This is a genomic window from Parasphingorhabdus cellanae (assembly GCF_017498565.1).
In the GTDB taxonomy this organism is placed as follows: Bacteria; Pseudomonadota; Alphaproteobacteria; order Sphingomonadales; family Sphingomonadaceae; genus Parasphingorhabdus; species Parasphingorhabdus cellanae.
The window spans coordinates 1,519,692-1,542,342 of the sequence record NZ_CP071794.1; the positions used below are offsets into that span (position 1 = coordinate 1,519,692).

The following is a 22,651-nucleotide window of genomic DNA, read 5'->3' on the forward strand; positions in this document are numbered from 1 at the left end:
GCTCCTGTCATTCTGCTGCGACCAGGCCTTCGAGCCGGTCCTCCAAATCGTCGCTGGCTGCTCTGAGAGCTGCCAAAGTTTCTTCGTCGGGGCTCCACAATTCGCGGTCGCAGGCTTCAAGCAGACGATCGGCGACACGGGATGATGATTTCGGATTAAGTTCCGCAAGCCGCGCCCGCATTGCTTCATCAAGAACAAAGGTTTCGCTGATTTTCTGATAGACCCAAGGGGAAACCGTACCGGTTGTCGCTGACCAGCCCATAGTATTGGTAACGTGACTTTCAATCTCGCGTACGCCTTCAAAACCGTGCTTGAGCATGCCTTCATACCATTTGGGATTGAGCATCCGGGTGCGGGTTTCCAGATCAATCTGCTCGCCGAGGGTGCGGACTTTCGTGTCCCCTTGGGTCGCGTCGACGACATAAACAGGCGCGGCATTGCCACGGGCTTTTTCGACCGCTTTACTCATACCGCCCAGACCATCAACATAATGGTCGATGTCGGTCACACCGAGTTCAACTGATTCCAGATTCTGGTAGGTTAATTCTACCCCTGCCAGTTCGCTTTCGAGCAGTTCGCGATGCTGCGCTGGTTCACCCGTGCGGCCATAGGCATAGCCCTTGTGCGTTTCAAACATATTGGCCAGCTCTTCGGGATCGGTCCAAACGCCGTCGTCAATCATCATATTGACATTGGCACCATAAGCGCCCTCGGCGTTGGAAAAGACACGCAGGCTTGCGGTCTCTAGATCGCAACCATGCTGCGCCTGATGCGCAAGGCTGTGTTTACGGACAAAATTCTGTTCTACTGGCTCATCCGCTACCGTTGCCAAATAGGTTGCCTCGGCAAGCATGCGGGTCTGCAATGGCAGAAGGTCGCGGAAAATTCCGGATAGCGTAACAACAACATCAATCCGTGGACGGTCCAATTCTTCCAGCGAAATAAGCTCTGCGCCAGCCAAACGACCATAATCATCGAACCGCGGCCGTGCGCCGATCAAGGCCATCGCCTGCGCAATCTGTGCGCCCTCGCTTTTCATATTGTCCGTGCCCCACAGCACCATCGCAATGCTTTCAGGGAGCGTGCCGCCATCCGCCTGATGCCGTGCGATCAGATGATCGGCTTGTGCAAAGCCAACTTTGGTCGCGAACTGGCTGGGCATGCGGAACGGGTCAAAGCCGTGAATATTGCGCCCTGTTGGCAATATCTCTGCATTATGCAGCAAGTCGCCGCCGGGAGCGGGAGGAACATAATTGCCATCAAGCGCCCCGACCAATGCATCTAGTTCGTCGTTCGCATCGAGCTTCGCTTCGATATCGGCGCGCTCCAGTGCCGGTGTGGCGTCCAACATCGCGTCGACCAGATTGTTGCGATCATCTTCAGGCAGCTTGCCGCCAAAAACATGTAAACCTTGAGGGATTAGCTCGCGTTCAACTTCATATAGCCGTCCGGGCAAGCTATCCATATCGCCCGCTTCGATATCCAGTTCTGCGCATTGATCGCGGATCATGTCTTCCAGATCGCCACGTTCCTGATCTTCATCTGACGTTACCCGATAGCGCTCCAGCAGCGCCTTGAGATCGGTAAAGCCTTTATATAATCCCGCTTGCGCAAGCGGCGGTGTCAAATAGCTGATCAACGTCGCACCCGACCGGCGCTTGGCGATAATGCCCTCGGACGGATTATTCGACGCATAGAGATAGAAATTCGGAAGATCACCGATCAACCGCTGCGGCCAGCAATCGGCACTCATACCCGCTTGCTTGCCAGGCATGAATTCCAGCGCACCATGCGTGCCGAAATGCAAAGCAGCATGCGCCCCAAAATCCTCGCGGATATAGCGATAGAAGGCCGAGAAAGCATGGGTCGGGGTGAAGCCGCCTTCAAACAACAACCGCATCGGATCGCCTTCATAGCCGAAAGCCGGTTGAACACCGACAAAGATATTGCCGAAATGCGCGCCATAAACATGGATGCTCTGGCCATCGCTTTGCTGACGGCCCGGCGCCGGTCCCCATTGCGCTTCGATTTCCTTCAAATGAGGCTCGCTACGGACATGGTCATCCGCACTGATCTTGACCGCTACGTTGGCATCAGCGCCAAATTGCTCCGCATTGCCATGAAGAATGGTCTCACGAAGCTCGTCCACCGTAGCAGGCGCTTCCAGATCATATCCTTCTGCTTGCAAGCGTTGTAAAGTAGCATGAAGTGATTCAAAAACAGCAAGGTGCGCTGCTGAACCTACTGCCCCCGCATTGGGCGGGAAGTTAAACAAGACGATCGCCAGCTTGCGCTGCGCTCTTTCAACACGGCGCATGGCAATCAGCTCGGAAACTTTTTTGGCCAATGCCGTCGCCCGTTCAAAGCAAAATTCCATGGCGCGGACATTGTCATTGGTGGCAAAGTGGCAATTGCGGCTGCAGCCGGAGCACCCTTCGGGAGAACCGTCCGAACGCCCGCCAAACACGCTCGGAGCAATCGCGCCATCGAGTTCCGGAATAGCCAGCATCATCGTAGTTTCGAGTGGCAGCAAACCCCGCTGGCCCGCGCCCCATTGTTCGAGAGACTGAAACTCGATTGGATGGGCGGCAATATAAGGCACGTCTAGTCCCGACAATGTCTCTACCGCCGCATCGACATCATTATAAGCGGGTCCGCCAACCAGCGAAAAGCCCGTCAAATTGATCACGGCATCAACCACAGGCTTGCCATCTTCAACGAAATATTTGTCGATAGCAGGACGCGAATCCAGTCCATTGGCAAAGGCTGGGATCACGCGAAGGCCCTGCGCTTCGAGCATTTCGATCATGCCATCATAATGGCCGGTGTCGCGGCCCAGCAGATAAGACCGCAACATCAGCACGCCGACTGTACCAGATGTCTTTTTCGCTTTTGGAAGCTTGCTGGCATCTTCGGTCAACCGCTCTTCAAGGTCCGGATGATAAACACCGACTTCTGGATATTCGCGCGGTGGCTCTGCTTCAAACTGCCCTTTAAGAACAGCGCGCTCGCCGCTGGCATATTTGTCGATAAGTCCGCGCACCATATCAACGACATTGTCGTCAGAACCGGCGAGCCAATATTGCAGGGTCAGGAAATATTGCCGCACATCCTGCGCAGCGCCAGGAATGAAGCGCAAAATTTTGGGCAAGCGCCGCAGCATCTTCATCTGACCAGCACCAGAGCTGCCTGATTTTTTGGAACCGCGCAGTTTCTTTAGCAACGCCAACGGCCCCTTGGTCGGCTTGCTCATATCATAATCGCCAAGCCGCGTCAGCTTCACAACATCGGCCGTCGACATTATACCGACCATCGCATCGCAATCATCTCGACGGGCCAACAAAGCCGGGTGAATGGCGCGCACATGGTCTTCCAGGAACAACATGGTCGAAATAATGATATCGGCTGTGGCAATATCTGTTTTCGCATTTTCCAGCACCGAAGCATCGCGATCCCAGTCCGCAGCCGCATAAAAACCGATGCTGACATTGTCCTTTGCAAGCTGCTGGTTGGCACGCTCAACCGCTCCGGAGAGGTGATTGTCCAGCGTCACAATGACGACGCGGACGGAAGGACGGCTATTACCGGGCATAATGCGCCTTTGCTTCGTAGAGGGTTTCCAACTCGATGGTGGACACACCCTGCTCGGCGGCAAATGTTTCAGTATTCCGTTTGGCTTTGCCGCGCACAAAGAACGGAATTTTTTTCAATTCACGACTGGCATCCTCGCTCCACACCGCTTCGGTATCATTCGCGGGCGCAGCGACAGCCTCGCCCACAGCTTCAGCGGTTGGCGCGCTGTGCCCGGGACCCAGATGCGATGGACCGGCATGATCATTAAACTCAAAATCATCGCGGAACATGGTGAGCAGATGCTCTTCAAGCCCCATGACAAGGGGATGGACCCATTCGTCAAACAGAACGTTCGCGCCTTCAAATCCCATATGCGGTGAGAAACGGGCGGGAAAATCCTGAACATGCACCGGTGAAGAGATCACGGCGCAACCGACACCGAGCCGCTTTGCGATGTGACGTTCCATCTGCGTGCCCAGCACGAGCTCCACTTGCGCGTCCGCTATGGCTTTTTCGACGACGAGATGATCGTCGGTGATCAGCGGCTCGACACCATAGAGTTTGGCCGCTGCCCGAACATCGCGCGCATATTCACGGTTGTAGCAACCAAGGCCGACAACTTTAAAGCCCAGCTCTTCGCTGGCAACGCGGGCGGCAGCCACCGCATGCGTGCCGTCACCAAAGATAAAAACTCGCTTGCCGGTCAGATAGTTGGAGTCAATGGAACGGCTCCACCAGGACAGGTGAGACAAGCCATCCGCCAACATTGGTTCAGGATCAACCCCGGCTAGTGCGGCCACTTCGCCAACAAAGTCCCGCGTCGCGCCAACGCCAATGGGCACAGTGCGCACGGCTTGCTGTCCAAATTCGCGCTTCAGATAGTCCGCAGCCAAATCTCCTGTTTCTGGATACAGCACAATGTTAAAATCAGCCTCGCCAAGACGAGCAATATCAGCCGCACTAGCACCCAGCGGTGCGGTCACATTCACATCAATGCCCATGTTGTCGAGCAAGCGGGTAATTTCGATAATGTCGTCGCGGTGCCGAAAGCCTAAAGCCGTTGGCCCAAGCAGATTTACCAATGGACGGCGACCATTCCTATCGGACGGACGACGGCTCTTGTCCGAAAGCTTGCGAACAATCTGATAGAAAGTCTCTGCCGCGCCCCAATGTTCTTTGCGCTGATAGCTGGGCAGCTCAAGCGGAATCACCGGAATAGGTAGACCCATATTTTCGACCAAGCCTGCTGGATCGTCCTGGATGAGTTCAGCCGTACAGGACGCGCCCACCAGCATTGCATCGGGGTTAAAACGCTCCACAGTATCAAGCGCCGCGGTCTGGAATAGCTGCGAGGTATCCTTGCCGAGATCCCGCGCTTGGAATGTCGTGTAAGTAACCGGTGGACGTTTACCGCGTCGCTCAATCATAGTGAATAGCAGGTCAGCGTAAGTATCGCCTTGTGGCGAATGTAGCAGATAGTGAATGCCTTCCATCGCCGTGGCAACCCGCATCGCTCCAACATGGGGCGGGCCTTCATATGTCCAGACGGAAAGCTGCATCTGCTATACTCTCAACACATCGCGACGGCGCAAAGGTCGCGCAAAAAGTTCGGCCAAGTCACCAGCTTGGTCAAAACCATGTATAGGTGAGAAAACCAGTTCGATTGCCCATTTGGTCGACAGGCCTTCGGTCTCCAAGGGATTGGCAAGACCCAATCCGCAAACCGTTAGATCGGGCTGCACAGAACGAACCCGGTCAAGCTGCTTGTCGACATCTTGGCCTTCGCTCAATTGGACACCAGCAGGTAGCGCAGCCAATTCCCGGGCAAGATGGGTTTGATGCAAATAAGGCGTGCCAACTTCGGTCAATACCATGCCGAGCTCACTGGAAAGGAAACGCGCAAGAGGTACCTCCAGCTGTGAGTCCGGCATGAAGAAAATCGATCGTCCTTCGAGACGGTCCCGCTGATGCGCCAACGCTTTTTTGGCGCGCTCTTGATAAGGAGCCAAAACCGTTTCAACATGCCGCGCATCAACGCCAAAGGCTTCGGCTGCCGCATTCAACCAGTCGGTCGTTCCTTGAACCCCGAACGGGAACAATGCATCGATCCGTTGCGCGCCGCGCTCTTTTAGTGCTTGTCCGGTATCACCCAAAAACGGCTGGGCGAGCAAATAACGTGTGTTAGGTCCTACGCCAGGCAAATTGGCCACGGCGCGCTCGGGTAGGCTTGCGACATTGTTGATACCAAGTTGCTTGAACAACCGTATGAACTGGTCTTCAACGATATCGGGAAGCGATCCGACAATAACCAGATTTTCCGGTACACTGGCATCGAGTTGCGGCATCTCTGGGACTAACGACGCGAGGCAGGCGTCCTCACCTTCTGTAAAAGTGGTTTCAATACCGCTGCCGGAATAGTTTAGGATGCGCACATTTGGCGCATGTTTCGCACCGAGACGCTGAGCCGCCTTAGCCAAGTCTAGCTTGATCACCTCGGATGGGCAACTGCCTACCAGAAACAGCGATTTAATTTCGGGGCGACGCTCAAGTAGTTGATCAACAATACGGTCCAACTCTTCATTGGCATCCGCAAGACCAGCAAGATCGCGCTCTTCCATGATCGCTGTGGCGAAACGTGGCTCCGCAAAAATCATCACGCCAGCCGCCGACTGCAAAAGATGTGCGCAGGTGCGGGAACCGACAACAAGGAAAAACGCATCCTGCATTTTCCGGTGCAGCCAGATAATACCTGTCAGGCCGCAGAACACTTCCCGCTGGCCACGCTCTTTCAGAACCGGCGCACAATCTTGTCCGTTGGTTTTCGCAAGTGGCAGTTGCGCATTCATGCCGCCACCACCACTGATTGTTGTCCCTGAAGACGTGCCATCCGCAATTTCCACAGGAACTGCCCAGCATTAATCAGGTAAGTCGCATAAGCAGCCAGCGCGACATACATTTGCTCTTGCGCCGTGCCCCAGTTACCCAACACCATAACAACGTAAGCGGTATGCAAAGCAAGCACCGCCATACTGAACACATCTTCCCAGAAGAACGGGCGGGCGAACAACCACTCGTCAAAAACGACCTTTTCCCAAATGGAGCCTGTAATCATGATCAGATAGAGGGCCAGCGTTTTCAAAAGGATCGAATATTCAGCGATAGATTCACCGACACCAGACGATAGAAAGCGTATTACAAGTGTTAGGCTAATGATGAAAATCAGAAACTGAACGGGAGCCAAAATACCCTGAACGAGGGTCCATGTCGATTCGTCCCGGCGCTTACGCTGGGCCTCGGTGTAGAGCGCATAGCGAGTGTCAGAGGCGGGCGAACCCGCCTTTTTCCTGTGATCCTCTCCGGAATGGTTATGCCTGCTTATGGACAGATCAAGCGCTCCTCGTGCTGGAGTGAGGAGACTGCGTTCTTTTTCGATTAGTGTCAAGTTTTTTAGACGTCCATTTTAATTGACACTGAGTAGATTGTCAGATACTTATTTTTTTGACATAGTAAGCGACTCGTAGAGGTGTAAAAACATCCGACGGTTCGAGCACTATTAGGTGCCGGAGAGACTTTAGGAGAGTCTGACCATGGCTACGGTTTTTGGATTGACGGAGCTTCGATCAAAACTCGATGATTGGCGTTCAAACTGGAAGATTACCCCTGGGACTGAACCTGAAAATTCGGATTCAGACAGTCTAGAGCAAAATGAGGAAAACAGAGATTCTCATGCAGCAAATGACCTGTCTCTTTTGATCCAAAATCTGGTCATACCCAAGTTGATAGCGGATTCCCAAGACCCAGACCGCTCATTTTCTGAGCTAATGTCGTCTCAAGTTTCATCCACAGATACCGCTGATAATATACATGCAATTTCGGCGACTGACGTTGAAGATTTTACACAGTTATCTGTCAAGGCAGATGCCCGCGCTTTAATGGGTTTTGTTGATCAACATATTAATGACGGCAGTTCAATAGATTCAATTTTCGTAGATTTGCTAGCACCGTCAGCACGCAGGCTCGGTGAATATTGGGAAGACGATCAAGGCGATTTTGTCGATGTGACAATGGGCCTTTGGCGTATCCAAGAGATATTAAGGGAACTGACTTTGCGCTTCCCGCCGCCGTCTGTCGCAGGTTTCGGGCAACGGTCTGCCCTCTTCTCGACGATGCCGGGGAGCAGCACAGCCTTGGCACACTGATGATCGCTGAATGTTTCTACCGCGCCGGCTGGGATGCCGACATTTTAATTGAACCCACACAATCGGAATTGATCGGAAAATTTGCCGATCGCCATTATGACCTCATCGGATTGACCATTAGTCGCGACTGCCCTAAGGCGACCTTGACCAATCTGGTCAATGCCATTCGATCGGTATCAAACAACCCCGGAGCCCGCATAATGATGGGCGGTCGGCTTATTAACGAGAAACCTGAACTAGTTGAAGAATGCGGAGCGGATGCAACCGCACAAGACGCGCCAAGCGCAGTTTTGCTGGCGGACTCCATTATTCCTGTCAAAGCAAATATATTTGACGGTTCGGCATAAATGATTGTGAAGCGGAATGAATATCCATCAACCTAACGATCAATTGATCCCTTTTAACGACCCCGATGCGATATTCGAAGGCTTTACCAAAGACGATTTAATCCAATTGGCTTATTGTTCTGGCGACTTTATGCTCGCCATTGATGAAAACCATATTATTTGTGATGTCGCCATTAATTCTGGCGATCATAGCTTGGCATATCAATGGATTGGCCAAAAATGGGCGGACACTGTCACCATCGAGAGCGTCCCCAAAATTGAGCAAATGCTGGATGACGACCAGACCGGACTTCAAGAATGGCGACAGGTCAATTATGCGCATGATGACGGCGACATTCCCGTCAAATATAAATTGATCAAACCTGAAAAGAAAAATACCCTGTTTGCAATCGGTCGCGATATGCGTGCCGTTTCGGCCCTTCAACAGCGACTGCTGAAAACGCAGCAATCCATGGAGCGGGACTATCTCAACCTTCGTCAGACAGAGACCCGCTACCGGTTGCTGTTCGACAATATTTCCTACCCGGTCATGATTGCCGCCACTGACACGCGCCAAATCCAGCAGGCCAATCGCGCCTGTTATAATCTTTTCGGTGTTGCACCGGGTTCACTGGAAAAATTGGATTACCTGGAACTTGTTCAGGAGGGCGATCGCAATAAAGTCATCGCCTATCTAGGCGCGATCTCGGTGAGCACATCGACGGCTCCGGTGGCGGTCAATTTATTGGGGCGCTCTGATCCCGTAAAAATCAACGCATCTCCATTCCGACAATCCGGGCGGGACTATCTGCTGTTAAATATTGATGACGGTGAACATGATGTGCCGGGCAAGACGTCCGATCAATATGTACTCGATGCTGTTGAACAGATGCCTGATGCCTTCGTTCTGACTGACGACAATCAGAATATCATCGTCGCAAATGGTGCTTTTTCCGAGCTGGTTCAGGCGAGTTCGATTGAACAGCTTATCGGTGTTTCGCTTAACCGTTTCATCGGACGCCCCGATGTAGACCTTGGTTTGCTTAGAAAGCAGCTAAAGGATCATCAAAATGTTCGCAATTTTAGCTCGATTGTCAATGATCTAAATGGCGGCCAAGAGCCGGTTGAGATTTCGGCCATCATGATCGAACGCGACAAGAGCCTCTTCGGCTATTCTGTGCGCAGTGTCGGCAGGCGCGAACGTGATCTGCCGCGCGAGAGCAATGAGCTTCCGCGCTCGGTTGATCAGCTGACCGACCTGGTCGGACGCAAACCGCTTAAAGAAATTGTCCGTGAAAGCACCGACCTGATCGAACGTATGTGCATCGAAGCGGCGTTGGTACATACATCAGACAATCGTGCCTCGGCCGCCGAAATTCTAGGGCTGAGCCGCCAAAGTCTTTACTCAAAACTACACCGTCACGGGCTTGGCAATCTGCAAGGTAAAGACTGATAAAAGGCCTCGCACAAAATAGCCAATAAGTGACTATATATATGGACTAATTATATGTCCAAATAATTTGACACATTGCTGATGGTGGCATAGCTTATGAGCCATGTCAGAATCGACCCTTTCGAAGAGTTTTTCGCGGCCTCCCGCACTGAAAGACGTGGTCGAACTCACCAAGCCGGTAACTTGGTTCCCACCAATGTGGGCCTTCATGTGCGGCGTGGTATCATCGGGTGTTTCAATAGCTGAAAATTGGGTTTTCCTGACTGTGGGGATATTGCTTACTGGACCGATTGTCTGTGGTACCAGCCAAGTAATCAATGACTGGTGCGATCGCCATGTCGATGCGATTAACGAGCCAGATCGACCCATTCCCTCTGGAAGAATTCCCGGCAAATGGGGTGTATGGATTGCTCTTCTTGGAACCGCTATATCGCTAACCGTTGGCGCTGCGCTCGGACCGTGGGTATTTATCGCTACCTGCGTCGCGCTGTTTTTTGGCTGGGCTTACAGCGCCCCCCCTTTACGCCTGAAGCGCAGCGGTTGGTGGGGGCCGGCGGCTTGCGCATTAAGCTATGAAGGCCTTTCATGGTTTACCGGCGCCACTGTGATGATCGGCGGATTACCCGGCACCAATATCATAACCATACTCTTACTTTATAGCGCAGGTGCCCATGGCATTATGACGCTTAACGATTTTAAAGCGGTTGAAGGAGACCGCGAAATGGGTTTGCGGTCGCTGCCCGTTACCATGGGCGTGCGTAACGCTGCTCTTTTTGCATGCGCGACTATGGCTCTGGCCCAGGTCGCGGTCATCACCCTGTTAGCGATCCAAGACTTCCGACTTTCGGCGATTATAGTCACGCTCTTTTTGATCGTTCAACTCGGCTTGATGGTCCGTCTATTGCGAGACCCAAGCAAATTTGCGCCTTGGTATAACGCAACCGGTATCTTGCTCTACGTATTCGGGATGCTCGCGGCGGCTCTGGGATTGGGAGGATATATTTAATGGCAACGGTTTTGGCTGAAAGAGACATGACGCAGGCCAACGGCTTGAGCTGGTTTGGTATCATTAGGCTTGGCACGGTTCAGGCGGCTATCGGCGCTATCGTGATGCTCGCGACATCCTTGCTAAACAGAGTCATGGTCGTTGAATATTCCATAGCTGCCGCTATCCCGGCGGCATTGGTGGCTTGGCATTACGCCGTGCAATTAAGCCGGCCTCTATGGGGTCATAAGTCGGACCAGACCGCCCGGCGGACGCCTTGGATTGTTGGCGGAATGGGTATTTTGGCGCTCGGTGCAGTTCTGGCTGTGGACGCGACAATCATGATGGCCAACCCAGGCGTTGGCGCATTTCTGCTCGCAATTGTCAGCTTTACGATGATAGGTTTAGGCGTCGGCGTTTCAGGGACGGCCCTGCTCGCCTTGCTGGCCTCGCGCGTATCGGTCGAAAGAAAACCCGCCGCTGCAGCAATAAGCTGGACAATGATGGTCGCTGGAATCGTTATCGCTGCCGGTGTTTCGGGTGCCTATCTGGATCCCTTTACCGCGCCCCGTCTCGCCATTGTTTCCAGCTTTGTCGCACTTATTGCCTTTTGTCTGGCGATGCTGGCGCTCAAGGGACTTGAGGACAAGAACCCTGTGGTGGCGCGTCCACAGGCTGATCAGCAATCGGCAAGTTTTCCCGATGTCCTGAAAGATATCTGGCAAGATAAGGAAGCGCGGCGGTTCACCTATTTCGTTTTTATCTCAATGCTCGCCTACAGCATGCAGGACCTGATCATGGAACCATTTGCTGGCTTTCTATTTGAAATGACACCTGGACAATCGACCCAACTCTCCAGCCTGCAGCATAGCGGCATATTGCTTGGCATGCTGTTATCAGGGGTTGGCGGCAGTCTTTACACAAAACGTTTTGGTCAGAACCTCAAGCTATGGATAGTTCTCGGCTGTCTAGGCTCGGCAGTGATGCTGGCTGGGCTTTCCATCGCAGCCACCACGGGCGCCACATGGCCACTGAAAGCCAACGTCTTCGGGCTCGGCGTCGCCAACGGTGTTTTCGCCGTGGCTGCGGTCAGTGCCATGCTTGGACTGGCCAGCAAAGGTGTCGCATCCGGTGAAGGAGCTCGCATGGGTGTCTGGGGAGCATCACAGGCAATTGCGTTCGGGACCGGCGGTCTGACAGGCGCGATTATAGTGGATCAATTGCGCGCATTTACTGGTGAAGATGTCACCGCATTCCAGATTGTCTTCGGCGTCGAGGCAATCATGTTCATCCTTGCGGCTCTCGTCGCTACGGGAACAAAGATCGCACGCCCGAACCAATCGAGAGAGGCAATGGAGATATGACCCAGGAAGCAGAATATGATGTCGTCGTGGTTGGCGGAGGACCGTCCGGTGCAACCGCGGCCCATGACCTGGCCTGCGAAGGCTATAAAGTGATGCTGCTCGACAAAGCGGGGCGGATCAAACCTTGCGGTGGCGCTATCCCGCCGCGGCTGCTCAAGGACTTTGATATCCCGCATAACCTGTTAGTGGCGCACGCGCATTCCGCGCGGATCATCGCGCCATCCAATAAGAAGGTCACCATGCCGGTTGGCGATGGCTTTGTTGGCATGGTTGATCGGGACGAGTTTGACGAATGGTTGCGCAATCGGGCGAACGAGGCGGGTGCCCACCGTGTCACCGGGCGCTGCGAAAAAGTAGAGGATAAACAATTCGGGCTGGCAATAGTCTCCTTCCGTAGCGGCCGTGGTGCGGACCTGCAAACGGTCACAACCAAGGCTGTCATTGGCGCAGATGGTGCCCGATCAAAAGTAGCACAGCAATGCCTGAAAAATGCTGAACGTGTTCCTTGCGTCTATGCCTATCACGAAGTGGTAAAAGTCCCTGAAAAGGTCGACGCAGATTATGAAGAAGATCGCTGCGACGTCTATTATCAAGGCCATTTATCGCCTGATTTTTATGCATGGGTATTCCCGCATGGCAAACATATGAGCATTGGCCTGGGCAGCGCGAACAAGGGCTTCCCCTTACGCGAAACGACCCGCATGATGCGCGAACAGACCGGTTTTTCACATTGGGAAACTGTGCGCAAAGAAGGTGCGCCGATACCGCTCAAGCCATTAAAACGCTGGGATAATGGTAAAAATGTCGTCGTGGCTGGCGATGCGGCTGGCGTTGTTGCACCCTCTTCAGGTGAAGGCATTTATTACGCCATGACCGCTGGACGCATGAGTGCCACCGCGGTCAGTCAATTCCTGCAAACCGGAGATGCCAAGGCACTGAAGCTAGCCCGCAAAAGCTTTATGAAGGCCCACGGCAAGGTATTCTGGATCCTCGGTATCATGCAATATTTCTGGTACAAGAATGACAAACGGCGCGAACGCTTTGTCAAAATGTGCGATGATCCAGACGTCCAGCGCTTGACTTGGGAAGCATATATGAACAAGGAACTAGTCAAGCGAGATCCAATGGCGCATGTCAAAATCTTCTTTAAGGATCTCGGACACTTATTTGGATTGAAAGCCGTAGAGAGATGAACCGAGCCGCCATATTGCCCATTATCACCGCAGGCACACTCGCTTTGATAACGGCAACAGTAGGCGGCACAATCACGGTTCTCGATGACTGGTATTATTCCCTGCAACAGCCAGCATGGGCACCGCCAGGATATATGTTCGGTGTCATCTGGACGGCAATATTTGCGATGATCGCGCTGGCCGGGTTTCTGGCTTGGCAGAAGGCTCCCACCAAACGGCACAGCGAAATCATGCTCGGCCTGTTTGCGCTGAACGGTTTCCTCAACCTGATGTGGAGTTTTTTGTTTTTCCGGATGCAACGACCGGACTGGGCCTTTTATGAACTCATAGCGCTGTGGCTTTCGATACTGTTTTTGATCGTTTTTTGCGGCCGCTTTTCTAAAGGTGCGGCAGCCTTACTGGTGCCCTATATCGTTTGGGTAACCATTGCAGGGGCGCTGAACTATGAAGTGCTTCAGCTCAACGGGCCGTTCGGATAGCCTTTTCAATGACAGAGTTTTTCGCCAGTGGCCGCGCCGTGGATGTGGTGCTGGCCGTGTTGGTGATCGAAGCTTTGTGGCTCAAGTGGCGTGGCAATCGGTGGATGAATATTCTCCCCGCCTTGTTACCTGCCGTACTGATGATGATCGCCCTGCGCGCCGCCCTTACCGGTGAGCCTTGGTATCTGATTTCGATCGCCCTCACGCTGGCCTTCCCGATCCACCTTTATGATCTGCATCGCCGCAAGATGCTGCGCAACGGTTCGGACGATCCAGGCACATAAAAATAGACCCGACCTTTTCAGGGCCGGGTCCAGGGAGGAAGGGCAGGACAATGCGCCCCACCGGAGTAAAGTTTAAGCCCTAATATTCGGGGGCATAGTGATGCTCAATGGCCCACAGATACCAATTGTCCACGACCGTGCCGGTCAATAGGATTCCGATACCACCGGTGATGCCGACAAGTACGGCAAACCACCAAGCCCAACGATGGATAGATTCCATCGTCGCGTTGAAACCCATCGTCCATCTCCAGAAAAGAGCCGCGCGTTCAGATGCTGTTCCGCGATCGGTAATTTGCTCTAACTCGCGCTCGCCGCCATAGCGGCCCACAGCTAAAATGGTGGCTCCGTGCATCGCAAAAAGCAGCGCCGACCCGTAGAGGAAGACTATCGATAGCGCATGGAACGGATTGTAGAACAGGTTCCCGTACATGAGCGAAAAATTGTTGGTCCATTCCAGATGCGAGAATATGCCAAAAGGCACCGCTTCGGACCAGCTTCCCATAAAGAACGGCCGGATGAAACCCAGAACCAGGTAGAGCCAGATCGCGCTCATGAAAGCCCATGCGACATGTGTCCCCATGCCAAGTGCCCGTGCGCGGCGATATGTTCTTACCCACCAGAGCAAGATTGAAAGGGTCAGAAAAAACCCTGCCAATATCCACCAACCACCTTCGTTCAGCGGCACAAAGGGCGAGAAACCATATTCCGGACCGGGTGGGTCCAGGGTGAGCCAAAAGAACTGGCGGAGAAATTCGGAGGGATTCCAGTTTACCGACGCCAGCATGCTGAATCCGATTATCTCAATAGCAAGGAAACCGAACAACAACGACGCGATGCCGAGCCATCCAAGATAGATCGGGCCGATTTGTGCTTGGCCAAATTTACCCATCCAATAGCTGAATGTGGTGTCTTTTGTACGGTCACCTTGTTCTATGGGTGCCAATGCCACCCCCATTTCAGGGGAATGCTGCAGCTGCACTTGAGTGAATATATTTTGATAACGTGCCATGTGCTATTTCTCCCCTCAATTCCAGATCGGCATGTTGCGCCACCATTCCCACCATTCCGGCCATCCTTCTGACCAGATCGGGCCAGCGATGAAAATGCAGACCGCACTCCAGAAGCCAGCGTTAAGCGCAAGGAACAGACCGACCCGATGAATACCGATCGTACCGACCGAATAGCCGATAAAGTCTCGGAAGAACGTGTCTTCATATTCCGGTGTTTTGACTTCCTCACCCTTTTTCGGATTAACCGCTGAGAGGATCAGCGCACCATGCAGCGCCAGCGCCAGGGTCGTCGTAAAGAAGAACGAAACCGCTATCATATGGGCCGGATTATAATGAAAATTCACATATTGATATCCGACATTGGATACCCAATCGAGGTGGCTGAAAATTCCGTATGGGAAGCCATGCCCCCATGCGCCCATGAAAAACGGGCGAAAAATAACCAATGTGACATAAGCGAATATCGCGACACCAAATGCTATCGGGACATGATAACCCATACCAAGTTTCCGACAAATCTCGACTTCGCGCAGCGCCCAAGTGACAAAAGCACCAGTCGCGCACATTGTGATGATTTGCCAGAAACCGCCCTCTTTTAGCGGTGCGAAACTGAGTCCGTAGCTGATATCTGGGGGGTTTATTGAGATGAGCCAAGGATTCCAAGTTGGCCCAATCGCGGCTGCGTAAAATATAAGCGCAGTCCCCAAAATGGTAAATATTGCGCATAAGACGCCGAAAAACCCGACATAAAACGGGCCAATCCAGAAATCAAAAAGATCCCCGCCGACTAACGTGCCGCCTCGGACACGATATTTTCTCTCAAAGCTTAACAGCGACATTGCAATATCCTCTGGGTATTACCCAAGGCACCAAAATAGGCGCATAAGGGTTTCGAATAGTCAGCCAAATCCCAGTGAGAGGCACGATGCTCTCGCATCGTGACCTCTTAAGGGGCTTGGGTTCAGGTCAATCGTTCAGACTGTTCCAGCGAGGCCGTCGCAGCTGGTCCAGCACCGGGGCCTTCAATCCAGTTGAAACGATCTGTGCTGAGCAGAATGAAATGGATCAAAAGAGCCAGAACAAACAGGAAGATTGCCAGAGCAACCAAGGTCCTGCGCGGATCAAATATTAACCAAAGTCTCCACATGATTCTGTCTCCCTAAACCAGGAACGAGGTGAGGGTTGCTTGCGCGACCTGGACACCGTCATTCAACATTGCGTAGCCATTGACACCTGGGAACCAGGGCCGCCACATCCATACCAACACGTGTGCAATGATTGCGATGATGGTAAATCCGATGAAGCTTGTCACAAATATTTTGTGAAACTCCTTGGCCTCCTCAGGGGTTAAATAGGCCCCCGGACCGAAGCGGTCGTCGTTTGTATCGCTCATATTTCCTTCTCCAGTTTAGCCCCTTGCAAGCCACCAGAAGTGCCTCCCACGGGTATTGCCTTTCCGGCACCCATTGCCGGTAAGGTTGCGGATGCCGGGCTATTGCCTGGCAAATATCGAGGGCGTATCATGCGTTTGCCCCTTGAAGCATTGATGCCGCCAAACGGTCGGCAGAAACATTTTTCTCGCCCGCACGCCGGGCCTGTCGCTCGGCGGCGTCGCGTAAATTCTTGGCTGCGGAAATACGCACCAGCACCGGTTGTGCCTCAACAATTGCGTCGAGTTTTTCTTTGGCATCCCGGTCCCATTGCAGCGGCGCTTCGGCGCGTACTGGCGTGGCTTCACCCGCATCCATCTGGGTCGAAAGCGGCAAAATGTGGAAAAGCGCATCAAACAGCGCGTTGCAGACTTCCTGCACCAAATAGGTCGCGCCGGAATAGCCCATATAGGGCGTACCGATATGACGCCGGATCGCGGCACCCGGAAAGGATGCGGGAATGAATATACCGCGCGAACCCGCCTCGGCCATATACATACGCTCATTATAGCTGCCGAACACTACCATGGGCGGTGTTTCGAAAATGGACTCACGGACCGCCTGATTATCTGGCTTCACGCCCGCGGTGCGGCTGTACGAAAATGCACAGGGCAACCCCATGTCATTCTCAAGGAAATTGCGAATGCCGCGTGCGTAGGTTTCGTTTGCGACAATCCCGAAATTAGCAGTACCGAAGAAATCTTGTGTCACCGACCGCCACAAATCCCAGAGCGGCTTGATGGTGGTGTGCTTTTCTTTTTCGATAAACGGCTCTGGATCGAGGCCCGTCATTTCTCCCAGTTGGTGGAGAAATTTTGTGGTTGAATCCAGTCCAATCGGCGCCTGCAAATAAGGACGCTCGAGCAATTCACAGAGGTTACGGCCAAATTCCCGGTACATGCAGATGTTAACCGAAGCATTAGCCAATTGGCGGATATCTGCCAGATGGCTGCCCAGTGGGAAGACCATATTCACTTCTGCGCCAATGCCTTCTATCAACCGGCGGATCTCGGCAACATCGGACGGCATATTGAACATGCCATAAGATGGCCCGATAATATTGACCTTGGGCTTTTCACCTTCCTGAAGCGCTTTCGGCTTGGGCATTTTCTTAGGCCCAAATTCGGTCCATAGCCAAGACAGTGCCCGATCTTCAGACTGCCATTGATCTTCGTCAATTGTGCGTGGCAAGAAGCGTTTGATATTCGTGCCTTCCGGCGTCACGCCGCCGCCGATCATCTCGGAAATTGAGCCCGTAACCACGACGGCAGGCAAATCAGGATCCAGCGATTTCCATGCACGTTTCATCGCCGCTTCGGTTCCGGTCTTGCCAAGCTCTTCTTCGCCAAGGCCTGTAACAACAATCGGCAATTCATGGGGCGGCAAGCCATCAGTATAATGCAACACCGACGTCACGGGCAGGTTTTCACATCCTACCGGGCCATCGATAATCACCTGCAAGCCTTTAATCGCTGTGAAGGCATAGACGGCCCCCCAATATCCGCCGGCCCTGTCATGATCGAGGATAAGAGTCACAGCTTTGCCCCCAGGCCTAAACCGATCATGATAAGATCAAAAAAGCCGTGATCGAGGATATGAGTCATGACCCGACCGCCTCTGCCGCTTTGGCAGCAGCTGCATTTTGGGCAGCATATTTCTTTTTGAACTTCGGCCGATCGGTTGGCGTATCTTCCCAGATACCCGCCGTATGGCCACTGCCCACGCCTTCGAAAAATTTCGTCATCCGTTCAAAGCGCTCTTTGTTCGCCATCGCCGCGTTTATGACTGTGGCAAGGCTACCTGCGCCCGCTGGCCCCATTAATGGCCGCGCAGAGATGAGATTGGTGAAATAAAGCGATGGAATGGATTTCGCCTTGGCATGCTGCACAACCGGCGTGGTACCAATGGCAAGATCAGGACCAAATTCCTCAACCGCGGCAATATCTTCTTCCAGGCTCGCGCGATAGTTAACCCGAACGCCTTTGGCTTCGAGCCACTCCCGGTCTGGATCAGACCATTTCGTCTTTGGGCAAGCAGTGCCAACATAAGGCACCTCCGCGCCGCTTTCGATCAATAAACGGGCAACCAGCAGTTCCGACCCTTCATAGCCTGAAACGGTTATCCGGCCTTTAATCGGCATCGCCTCCAGCGCGCCTTTGATCGCGGGGAGGAAGGCGCTATGAGCCGCAGAAATTTGGTTCTGGCTTGCGCCCGTGGCCTGTCCAATGGCGGTGAGCCATGCCGCCGTGCCGTCGCGGCCAACGGGTGCGGAACCGACAACTTGGCGACCAGCCGCCTCAAATTCGCGGATCGCGGCGGTGTAAAATGGATGTATAGCGGCTATCACTGCACCGTCCAATGCCGTGTAAAGTTCCCGCCATTCGCGGGTGGGAACTACGGGGCCAGCAGCCAGCCCCAGAGGCTCGAGCATATGACCGATACCGACAGGATCGGCGGGGAACATCTCACCCAGTAAAGTCACAGAAGGCTTATCAGCACGTTCTTTTGGCGCAGCGACTGGGCCCTGCTCTGCTTCCTGCCGGGCATAGTTGAGCATGGCACCGGCCAGAACATCCTTCGCTTCCGCATGGGTCGGGATACCAAATCCCGGTACATCAATACCAACAATCCGGACGCCGTTTATCGCGTCCGGTAATAGGCGAAGCGGTACGCCACTGGCGGTTGGGACGCACAAGTTAGTGACAACAATGGTGTCATATTTTTCCGGGTCGGCCATCTGTTCGACGGCTTCCTTGATATCCTCAAACAATTTGCCGGTAACCAGCGTTTCGGAGCTAAACGGCACATAGCCAACACTCCGCCGCGCGCCATAGAAATGGGAGGTGAACGTCAAACCATAAACGCAGCAAGCGGAGCCTGACAAAATGGTTGCGGTCCGCCGCATCCTAAGGCCAACACGCAATGATCCGAAAGCCGGACACATGCTCTGCGGCTGATCATGCGGACCAACCGGGTAATCTTTTTCATATCGATCGAGAATATCCGACTTGCCGGCTTTTTTCGCCGCCTCACGCATCGTGTCTGCACCGCCATGGCATCCGCCGCCATCCGCATTCGCATCCTGCGCCGGAGCAAGAGTGATCCGGTCAGGTGTTCGTTCAGCAGGAGTGGCCGTTTCAGTCACGCATCATACCTCGTCGTAAATCACTTCTAATGATGGTTTTTCTTCGTAAGTGCCGCCGCGCATATCGCTTTGCGTGGCGGGAACCAGTTGAACATTTCCGCCAGTTTCTTCGGGGCTGAACAGATCAAGCAGACCGTCTTGTTCCAATGGCTTGGGTTGCTGCGGCGGCGCCTCAGCGACATTTTTCGCAAGCTCCTCGAACAAGCCGCCCCATTCACTATCGGGTGTACCGACAATCTGATAATTGGCTGATTTCCTGCGGATATCCTCGTTGGCGGGGATGGCGGTCAACACCGGAATGTCGACGGCATCAGCAAAAGCCTGGGCCTCACCAGTGCCGTCATCCTTGTTAATGATCATACCCGCGACGCCAACATTGCCGCCCATTTTGCGGAAATATTCAACCGCCTTGCAAACATTATTGGCAACGTAAAGGGACTGCATGTCGTTCGATCCGACAACGATTACCTTCTGGCACATGTCCCGCGCGATCGGCAGGCCAAAGCCGCCGCAGACCACATCTCCCAGAAAGTCGAGCAGCACATAATCAAAGCCCCAGTCATGAAAACCGAGTTTTTCGAGCAATTCAAAACCATGAATAATTCCGCGCCCACCGCAACCGCGACCCACTTCGGGACCGCCAAGTTCCATGGCAAAAACACCGTCGCGCTGAAAGCAGACATCTTCGATGCGGACTTCTTCGCCTGCCAGCTTCTTCTTGGACGATGTCTCGATTATCGTCGGACAGCTTTTGCCGCCAAACAGCAAAGAGGTCGTGTCAGACTTCGGATCACAACCGATCAGCAAGACCCGCTTACCCTGCTGAGCCATCATATAGCTGAGATTGGACAGAGCAAAACTTTTACCAGAGCCGCCCTTGCCATAAATCGCTATGACCTGCGTTTCCTTCTTCACCTCTCCTGTATGGACGGGATCGGGTTCGATGGCTGCTTCTTCGCGCAGACTATCAACATCAAGCATGGTCATTCGCAATCTCTCCAGTCGAGCACCATTTTCAGGCAGTCGGGATTTTCAAAAGCTTCGGGGTAGGCGGTTTCCGCCTTGGCCGCAGGCTCCGCATTGGTGATCAGGCCGGTGAGGTCGAGCGCGCCGGTTTCGATCAGCGCATTAACCGATGCCAAATCATCTGGCTGCCATTCGGCCGCAATGCGGAGCCGCGCTTCACGCTGAAAGGCTGGCGGGAAAGCAAAGCTGATCGGTTGATTGTAGAAGCCGGCCAGAACCAGTTCGCCGCCTTTTGCCAAGCGGCTAATGAACGTTTCGATTGAACTGGCATCGCCGCTGACATCATAAATATGGTTGTAGTCATGGCGGTCATCATCATCAGGATGGATTGCCTGATATCCCGCAGCGCCTTCCTGACGCGAGCGGTTGGTATCCCAGACCGTTGGTGCAGGCGCACCCGCCGCCATCGTCAACCGGGCAAGCAACCGGCCCAATATCCCATGACCAACAATCAGGTCAGGCGCATCGCCATGGCTGATGGCGTGAAGTGCGGTCGCAGCCAGCGCATATAATATGCCGTCGCGTCCAAGCTTTTCGGATATTGGCAATGCTCTAGTGGACGACAATATGACTTTACGGGCCGACCCGCCAAACAATCCGCGGGCATCGCGATAACAATTGGCACCGGGCACAAATACCCACTCGCCAATCCGGCTTTGCACATCCTGTCCCGCATCAATGATACGACCGACGGATTCATAACCAGGAACCAGCGGATAGCCCATGCCAGGGAAATTCGGCATCTGGCCGGTCCACAACAGTTTTTCCGTACCCGTGCTAATTCCGCTCCAATGAATTTCGACGAGGACATCTGCAGCTTCTATTGCATTTAGCGCGGTTTTGCGCATCGCAAGCTTGCCTGGTGCATCTAAAATGATGGCGGAAGTGTCCAACGTTTCCTTCTCCTTCGTTCTCTACCCCCAAAGATAGAGACTCTGTGGAGTGTCAAACTATAGAAACACTAATAAATGTCAATTCTTTTGGACAGTTTTCATGTCATTTGTCCGCGACAAGGGCCTTCGTGATAATAGGAAGGTTGGTTTTGACTTCACGAACGGCCGAAAAACCGGCGTTTAGCAGCATTTGACGGTTTTCTGAAAAGGACCGGGGCCGCCCTGACCGCATCGCCCAAAGATAGAATCCGAAATAGGCGTCACCCATCTTTTCTGCGCCTTTTGTCTCCGCCATGGGTTCGACAATCATGAGTCGGCCGCCGGCGGGAAGGGCTTGGTATATTTTGGGTAACAGTGCCGAGACGACATTATCGTCATGATCGTGCAATATACGGATCAGAGTGATTAGGTCATAGTTTTCCGGCACTGGATCGGCTTTGAAACTGCCCGAATGAAAGGCCATCCGTTCGGCCAAAAAGAGAGGTTGCAAACGTGTCTGCGCTTGCGGGATGACATCCGGCAAATCAAACAATCCAAAATGCAGATCGGGAGCAATAGCGGCGACGGCTAAAATAAACCCACCGGAACCACCGCCAATATCCAGCATCTTTTTATGCTGCGAAAAATCATAGCCATCGCATATTTGTTCCGACACCATCGGCTGAGTCGCGGCCATCAACTGGGAGTAATCAGTCGTTCCTGTCGGACCGCTTTGGCTTTTATTTTTTGCCTTAGAAGCATAGCTCCAAAATTCTGAAAGCCCCGTTTCTTCGGTTCTATCGGCATGAAGTAGTGATAGTGGGTCAGCAAGATCACGATAAAGTAAGTGATGATGACGGATCATCGCAATGGCGCCTGCGTTGGCAGTAAGCGGCGCCCCCGCCTCGCCCAATGTCCAAACCCCTTCTTGCGGCGACTCGATAAGATCAAGAGATTGCCCGGCACGCAGCAACCGGTCCGTCGCCGCCGCACTGAAACCGGTTTTTTGAACAATGTCGGCAAAGCTTCGAACATCTGATTGCAGAAATTCGAGCAGGCCGGATTCCACGATCGTCACCAATATCTGGGAGTAGATGAAACCCGCAATCATATCGAACTGGGCCGAGGCCCGTCGCCGTGCAATAGCGCGCACAATGGGCGTTCGCGATGCCCAGCGTTGAAAGCCTTTGCTTCCCAAAATCCGGTTGCGCTTCATCACCCATCGGCTTTTCCAGGTCAGCGTTTCCCGCAAAGAGTCCTCATCTTCTGACATAATATTATGTCCATAAGAGTGGACTTCTGATAACCTGGC

The 22,651-nt window shown here is 53.3% G+C and carries 21 protein-coding genes; 8 read left to right on the forward strand and 13 right to left on the reverse strand.

The genetic code is table 11. From position 1 onward, the window contains the following. Positions 1 to 7 precede the first annotated feature (7 nt). From J4G78_RS07445 to bchF, 4 genes are read right to left on the reverse strand one after another with little or no spacing between them, the layout of a single operon-like run. Positions 8 to 3,592: a magnesium chelatase subunit H gene (locus tag J4G78_RS07445; protein WP_207989760.1), complete on the reverse strand. Its 3,585-nt coding sequence runs from the start codon at positions 3,590 to 3,592 to the stop codon at positions 8 to 10. After that, entirely contained in the window at positions 3,582 to 5,132 is a 1,551-nt protein-coding gene (gene bchB, locus J4G78_RS07450) for a ferredoxin:protochlorophyllide reductase (ATP-dependent) subunit B (protein ID WP_207989762.1), read from the reverse strand. The genes J4G78_RS07445 and bchB overlap by 11 nt, the downstream gene beginning before the upstream one ends. Before the next feature lie 3 nt (positions 5,133 to 5,135). Continuing rightward, a complete protein-coding gene (locus tag J4G78_RS07455; RefSeq protein WP_207990526.1) occupies positions 5,136 to 6,419 on the reverse strand; it encodes a ferredoxin:protochlorophyllide reductase (ATP-dependent) subunit N in 1,284 nt (427 codons plus the stop codon). After that, entirely contained in the window at positions 6,416 to 7,015 is a 600-nt protein-coding gene (gene bchF, locus J4G78_RS07460; RefSeq protein ID WP_310737259.1) for a 2-vinyl bacteriochlorophyllide hydratase, read from the reverse strand. The genes J4G78_RS07455 and bchF overlap by 4 nt, the downstream gene beginning before the upstream one ends. Positions 7,016 to 7,160: 145 nt before the next feature. Between bchF and J4G78_RS07465 the strand changes: the two genes are divergently transcribed. The 8 genes from J4G78_RS07465 (at position 7,161) to J4G78_RS07500 (ending at position 13,856) form a co-directional block, all read left to right on the forward strand. Then, on the forward strand, positions 7,161 to 7,772 hold the full coding sequence (locus J4G78_RS07465) for a hypothetical protein (RefSeq protein ID WP_207989764.1): 612 nt from the start codon (positions 7,161 to 7,163) through the stop codon (positions 7,770 to 7,772). Beyond that, complete coding sequence (locus J4G78_RS07470) at positions 7,772 to 8,119, forward strand: hypothetical protein (RefSeq protein ID WP_207989765.1); 348 nt, start codon at positions 7,772 to 7,774, stop codon at positions 8,117 to 8,119. The genes J4G78_RS07465 and J4G78_RS07470 overlap by 1 nt, the downstream gene beginning before the upstream one ends. 16 nt (positions 8,120 to 8,135) lie before the next feature. After that, positions 8,136 to 9,551, forward strand: coding sequence for a transcriptional regulator PpsR (gene ppsR / locus J4G78_RS07475; RefSeq protein WP_207989766.1), 1,416 nt, complete (start codon positions 8,136 to 8,138; stop codon positions 9,549 to 9,551). Positions 9,552 to 9,654: 103 nt separating this feature from the next. Beyond that, complete coding sequence (gene chlG, locus J4G78_RS07480; protein ID WP_207989767.1) at positions 9,655 to 10,557, forward strand: chlorophyll synthase ChlG; 903 nt, start codon at positions 9,655 to 9,657, stop codon at positions 10,555 to 10,557. Further along, positions 10,557 to 11,900, forward strand: a complete 1,344-nt coding sequence (locus tag J4G78_RS07485; RefSeq protein WP_243457266.1) for a BCD family MFS transporter — start codon at positions 10,557 to 10,559, stop codon at positions 11,898 to 11,900. Before chlG ends, J4G78_RS07485 begins: the two co-directional genes overlap by 1 nt. Then, positions 11,897 to 13,093: a geranylgeranyl diphosphate reductase gene (locus tag J4G78_RS07490; RefSeq protein WP_207989768.1), complete on the forward strand. Its 1,197-nt coding sequence runs from the start codon at positions 11,897 to 11,899 to the stop codon at positions 13,091 to 13,093. Before J4G78_RS07485 ends, J4G78_RS07490 begins: the two co-directional genes overlap by 4 nt. After that, positions 13,090 to 13,572, forward strand: coding sequence for a TspO/MBR family protein (locus tag J4G78_RS07495; protein WP_207989769.1), 483 nt, complete (start codon positions 13,090 to 13,092; stop codon positions 13,570 to 13,572). The genes J4G78_RS07490 and J4G78_RS07495 overlap by 4 nt, the downstream gene beginning before the upstream one ends. Before the next feature lie 8 nt (positions 13,573 to 13,580). Then, positions 13,581 to 13,856: a hypothetical protein gene (locus J4G78_RS07500; protein ID WP_207989772.1), complete on the forward strand. Its 276-nt coding sequence runs from the start codon at positions 13,581 to 13,583 to the stop codon at positions 13,854 to 13,856. A gap of 79 nt (positions 13,857 to 13,935) precedes the next feature. Here the strand turns inward: J4G78_RS07500 and pufM are convergent, their stop codons facing one another. The 9 genes from pufM to J4G78_RS07545 all read right to left on the reverse strand — a co-directional run bounded on the left by pufM (position 13,936) and on the right by J4G78_RS07545 (position 22,612). Then, on the reverse strand, positions 13,936 to 14,865 hold the full coding sequence (gene pufM / locus J4G78_RS07505) for a photosynthetic reaction center subunit M (protein WP_207989774.1): 930 nt from the start codon (positions 14,863 to 14,865) through the stop codon (positions 13,936 to 13,938). Positions 14,866 to 14,880: 15 nt separating this feature from the next. After that, on the reverse strand, positions 14,881 to 15,705 hold the full coding sequence (gene pufL / locus J4G78_RS07510; RefSeq protein WP_207989775.1) for a photosynthetic reaction center subunit L: 825 nt from the start codon (positions 15,703 to 15,705) through the stop codon (positions 14,881 to 14,883). Positions 15,706 to 15,827: 122 nt separating this feature from the next. After that, entirely contained in the window at positions 15,828 to 16,013 is a 186-nt protein-coding gene (gene pufA / locus J4G78_RS07515) for a light-harvesting antenna LH1, alpha subunit (protein ID WP_207989776.1), read from the reverse strand. Positions 16,014 to 16,025: 12 nt separating this feature from the next. After that, positions 16,026 to 16,259, reverse strand: coding sequence for a light-harvesting antenna LH1, beta subunit (pufB, locus tag J4G78_RS07520; protein ID WP_207989778.1), 234 nt, complete (start codon positions 16,257 to 16,259; stop codon positions 16,026 to 16,028). A 127-nt stretch (positions 16,260 to 16,386) separates the two neighbouring features. Then, entirely contained in the window at positions 16,387 to 17,832 is a 1,446-nt protein-coding gene (gene bchZ / locus J4G78_RS07525; protein WP_207989779.1) for a chlorophyllide a reductase subunit Z, read from the reverse strand. Between the two features lie 64 nt (positions 17,833 to 17,896). After that, complete coding sequence (bchY, locus tag J4G78_RS07530) at positions 17,897 to 19,333, reverse strand: chlorophyllide a reductase subunit Y (protein ID WP_207990532.1); 1,437 nt, start codon at positions 19,331 to 19,333, stop codon at positions 17,897 to 17,899. Between the two features lie 111 nt (positions 19,334 to 19,444). Then, positions 19,445 to 20,428: a chlorophyllide a reductase iron protein subunit X gene (locus tag J4G78_RS07535; RefSeq protein ID WP_207989781.1), complete on the reverse strand. Its 984-nt coding sequence runs from the start codon at positions 20,426 to 20,428 to the stop codon at positions 19,445 to 19,447. After that, complete coding sequence (gene bchC / locus J4G78_RS07540) at positions 20,425 to 21,360, reverse strand: chlorophyll synthesis pathway protein BchC (RefSeq protein ID WP_207989782.1); 936 nt, start codon at positions 21,358 to 21,360, stop codon at positions 20,425 to 20,427. Before bchC ends, J4G78_RS07535 begins: the two co-directional genes overlap by 4 nt. Positions 21,361 to 21,463: 103 nt before the next feature. Continuing rightward, entirely contained in the window at positions 21,464 to 22,612 is a 1,149-nt protein-coding gene (locus J4G78_RS07545) for a methyltransferase (RefSeq protein WP_243457267.1), read from the reverse strand. Between the last annotated feature and the right edge of the window lie 39 nt (positions 22,613 to 22,651).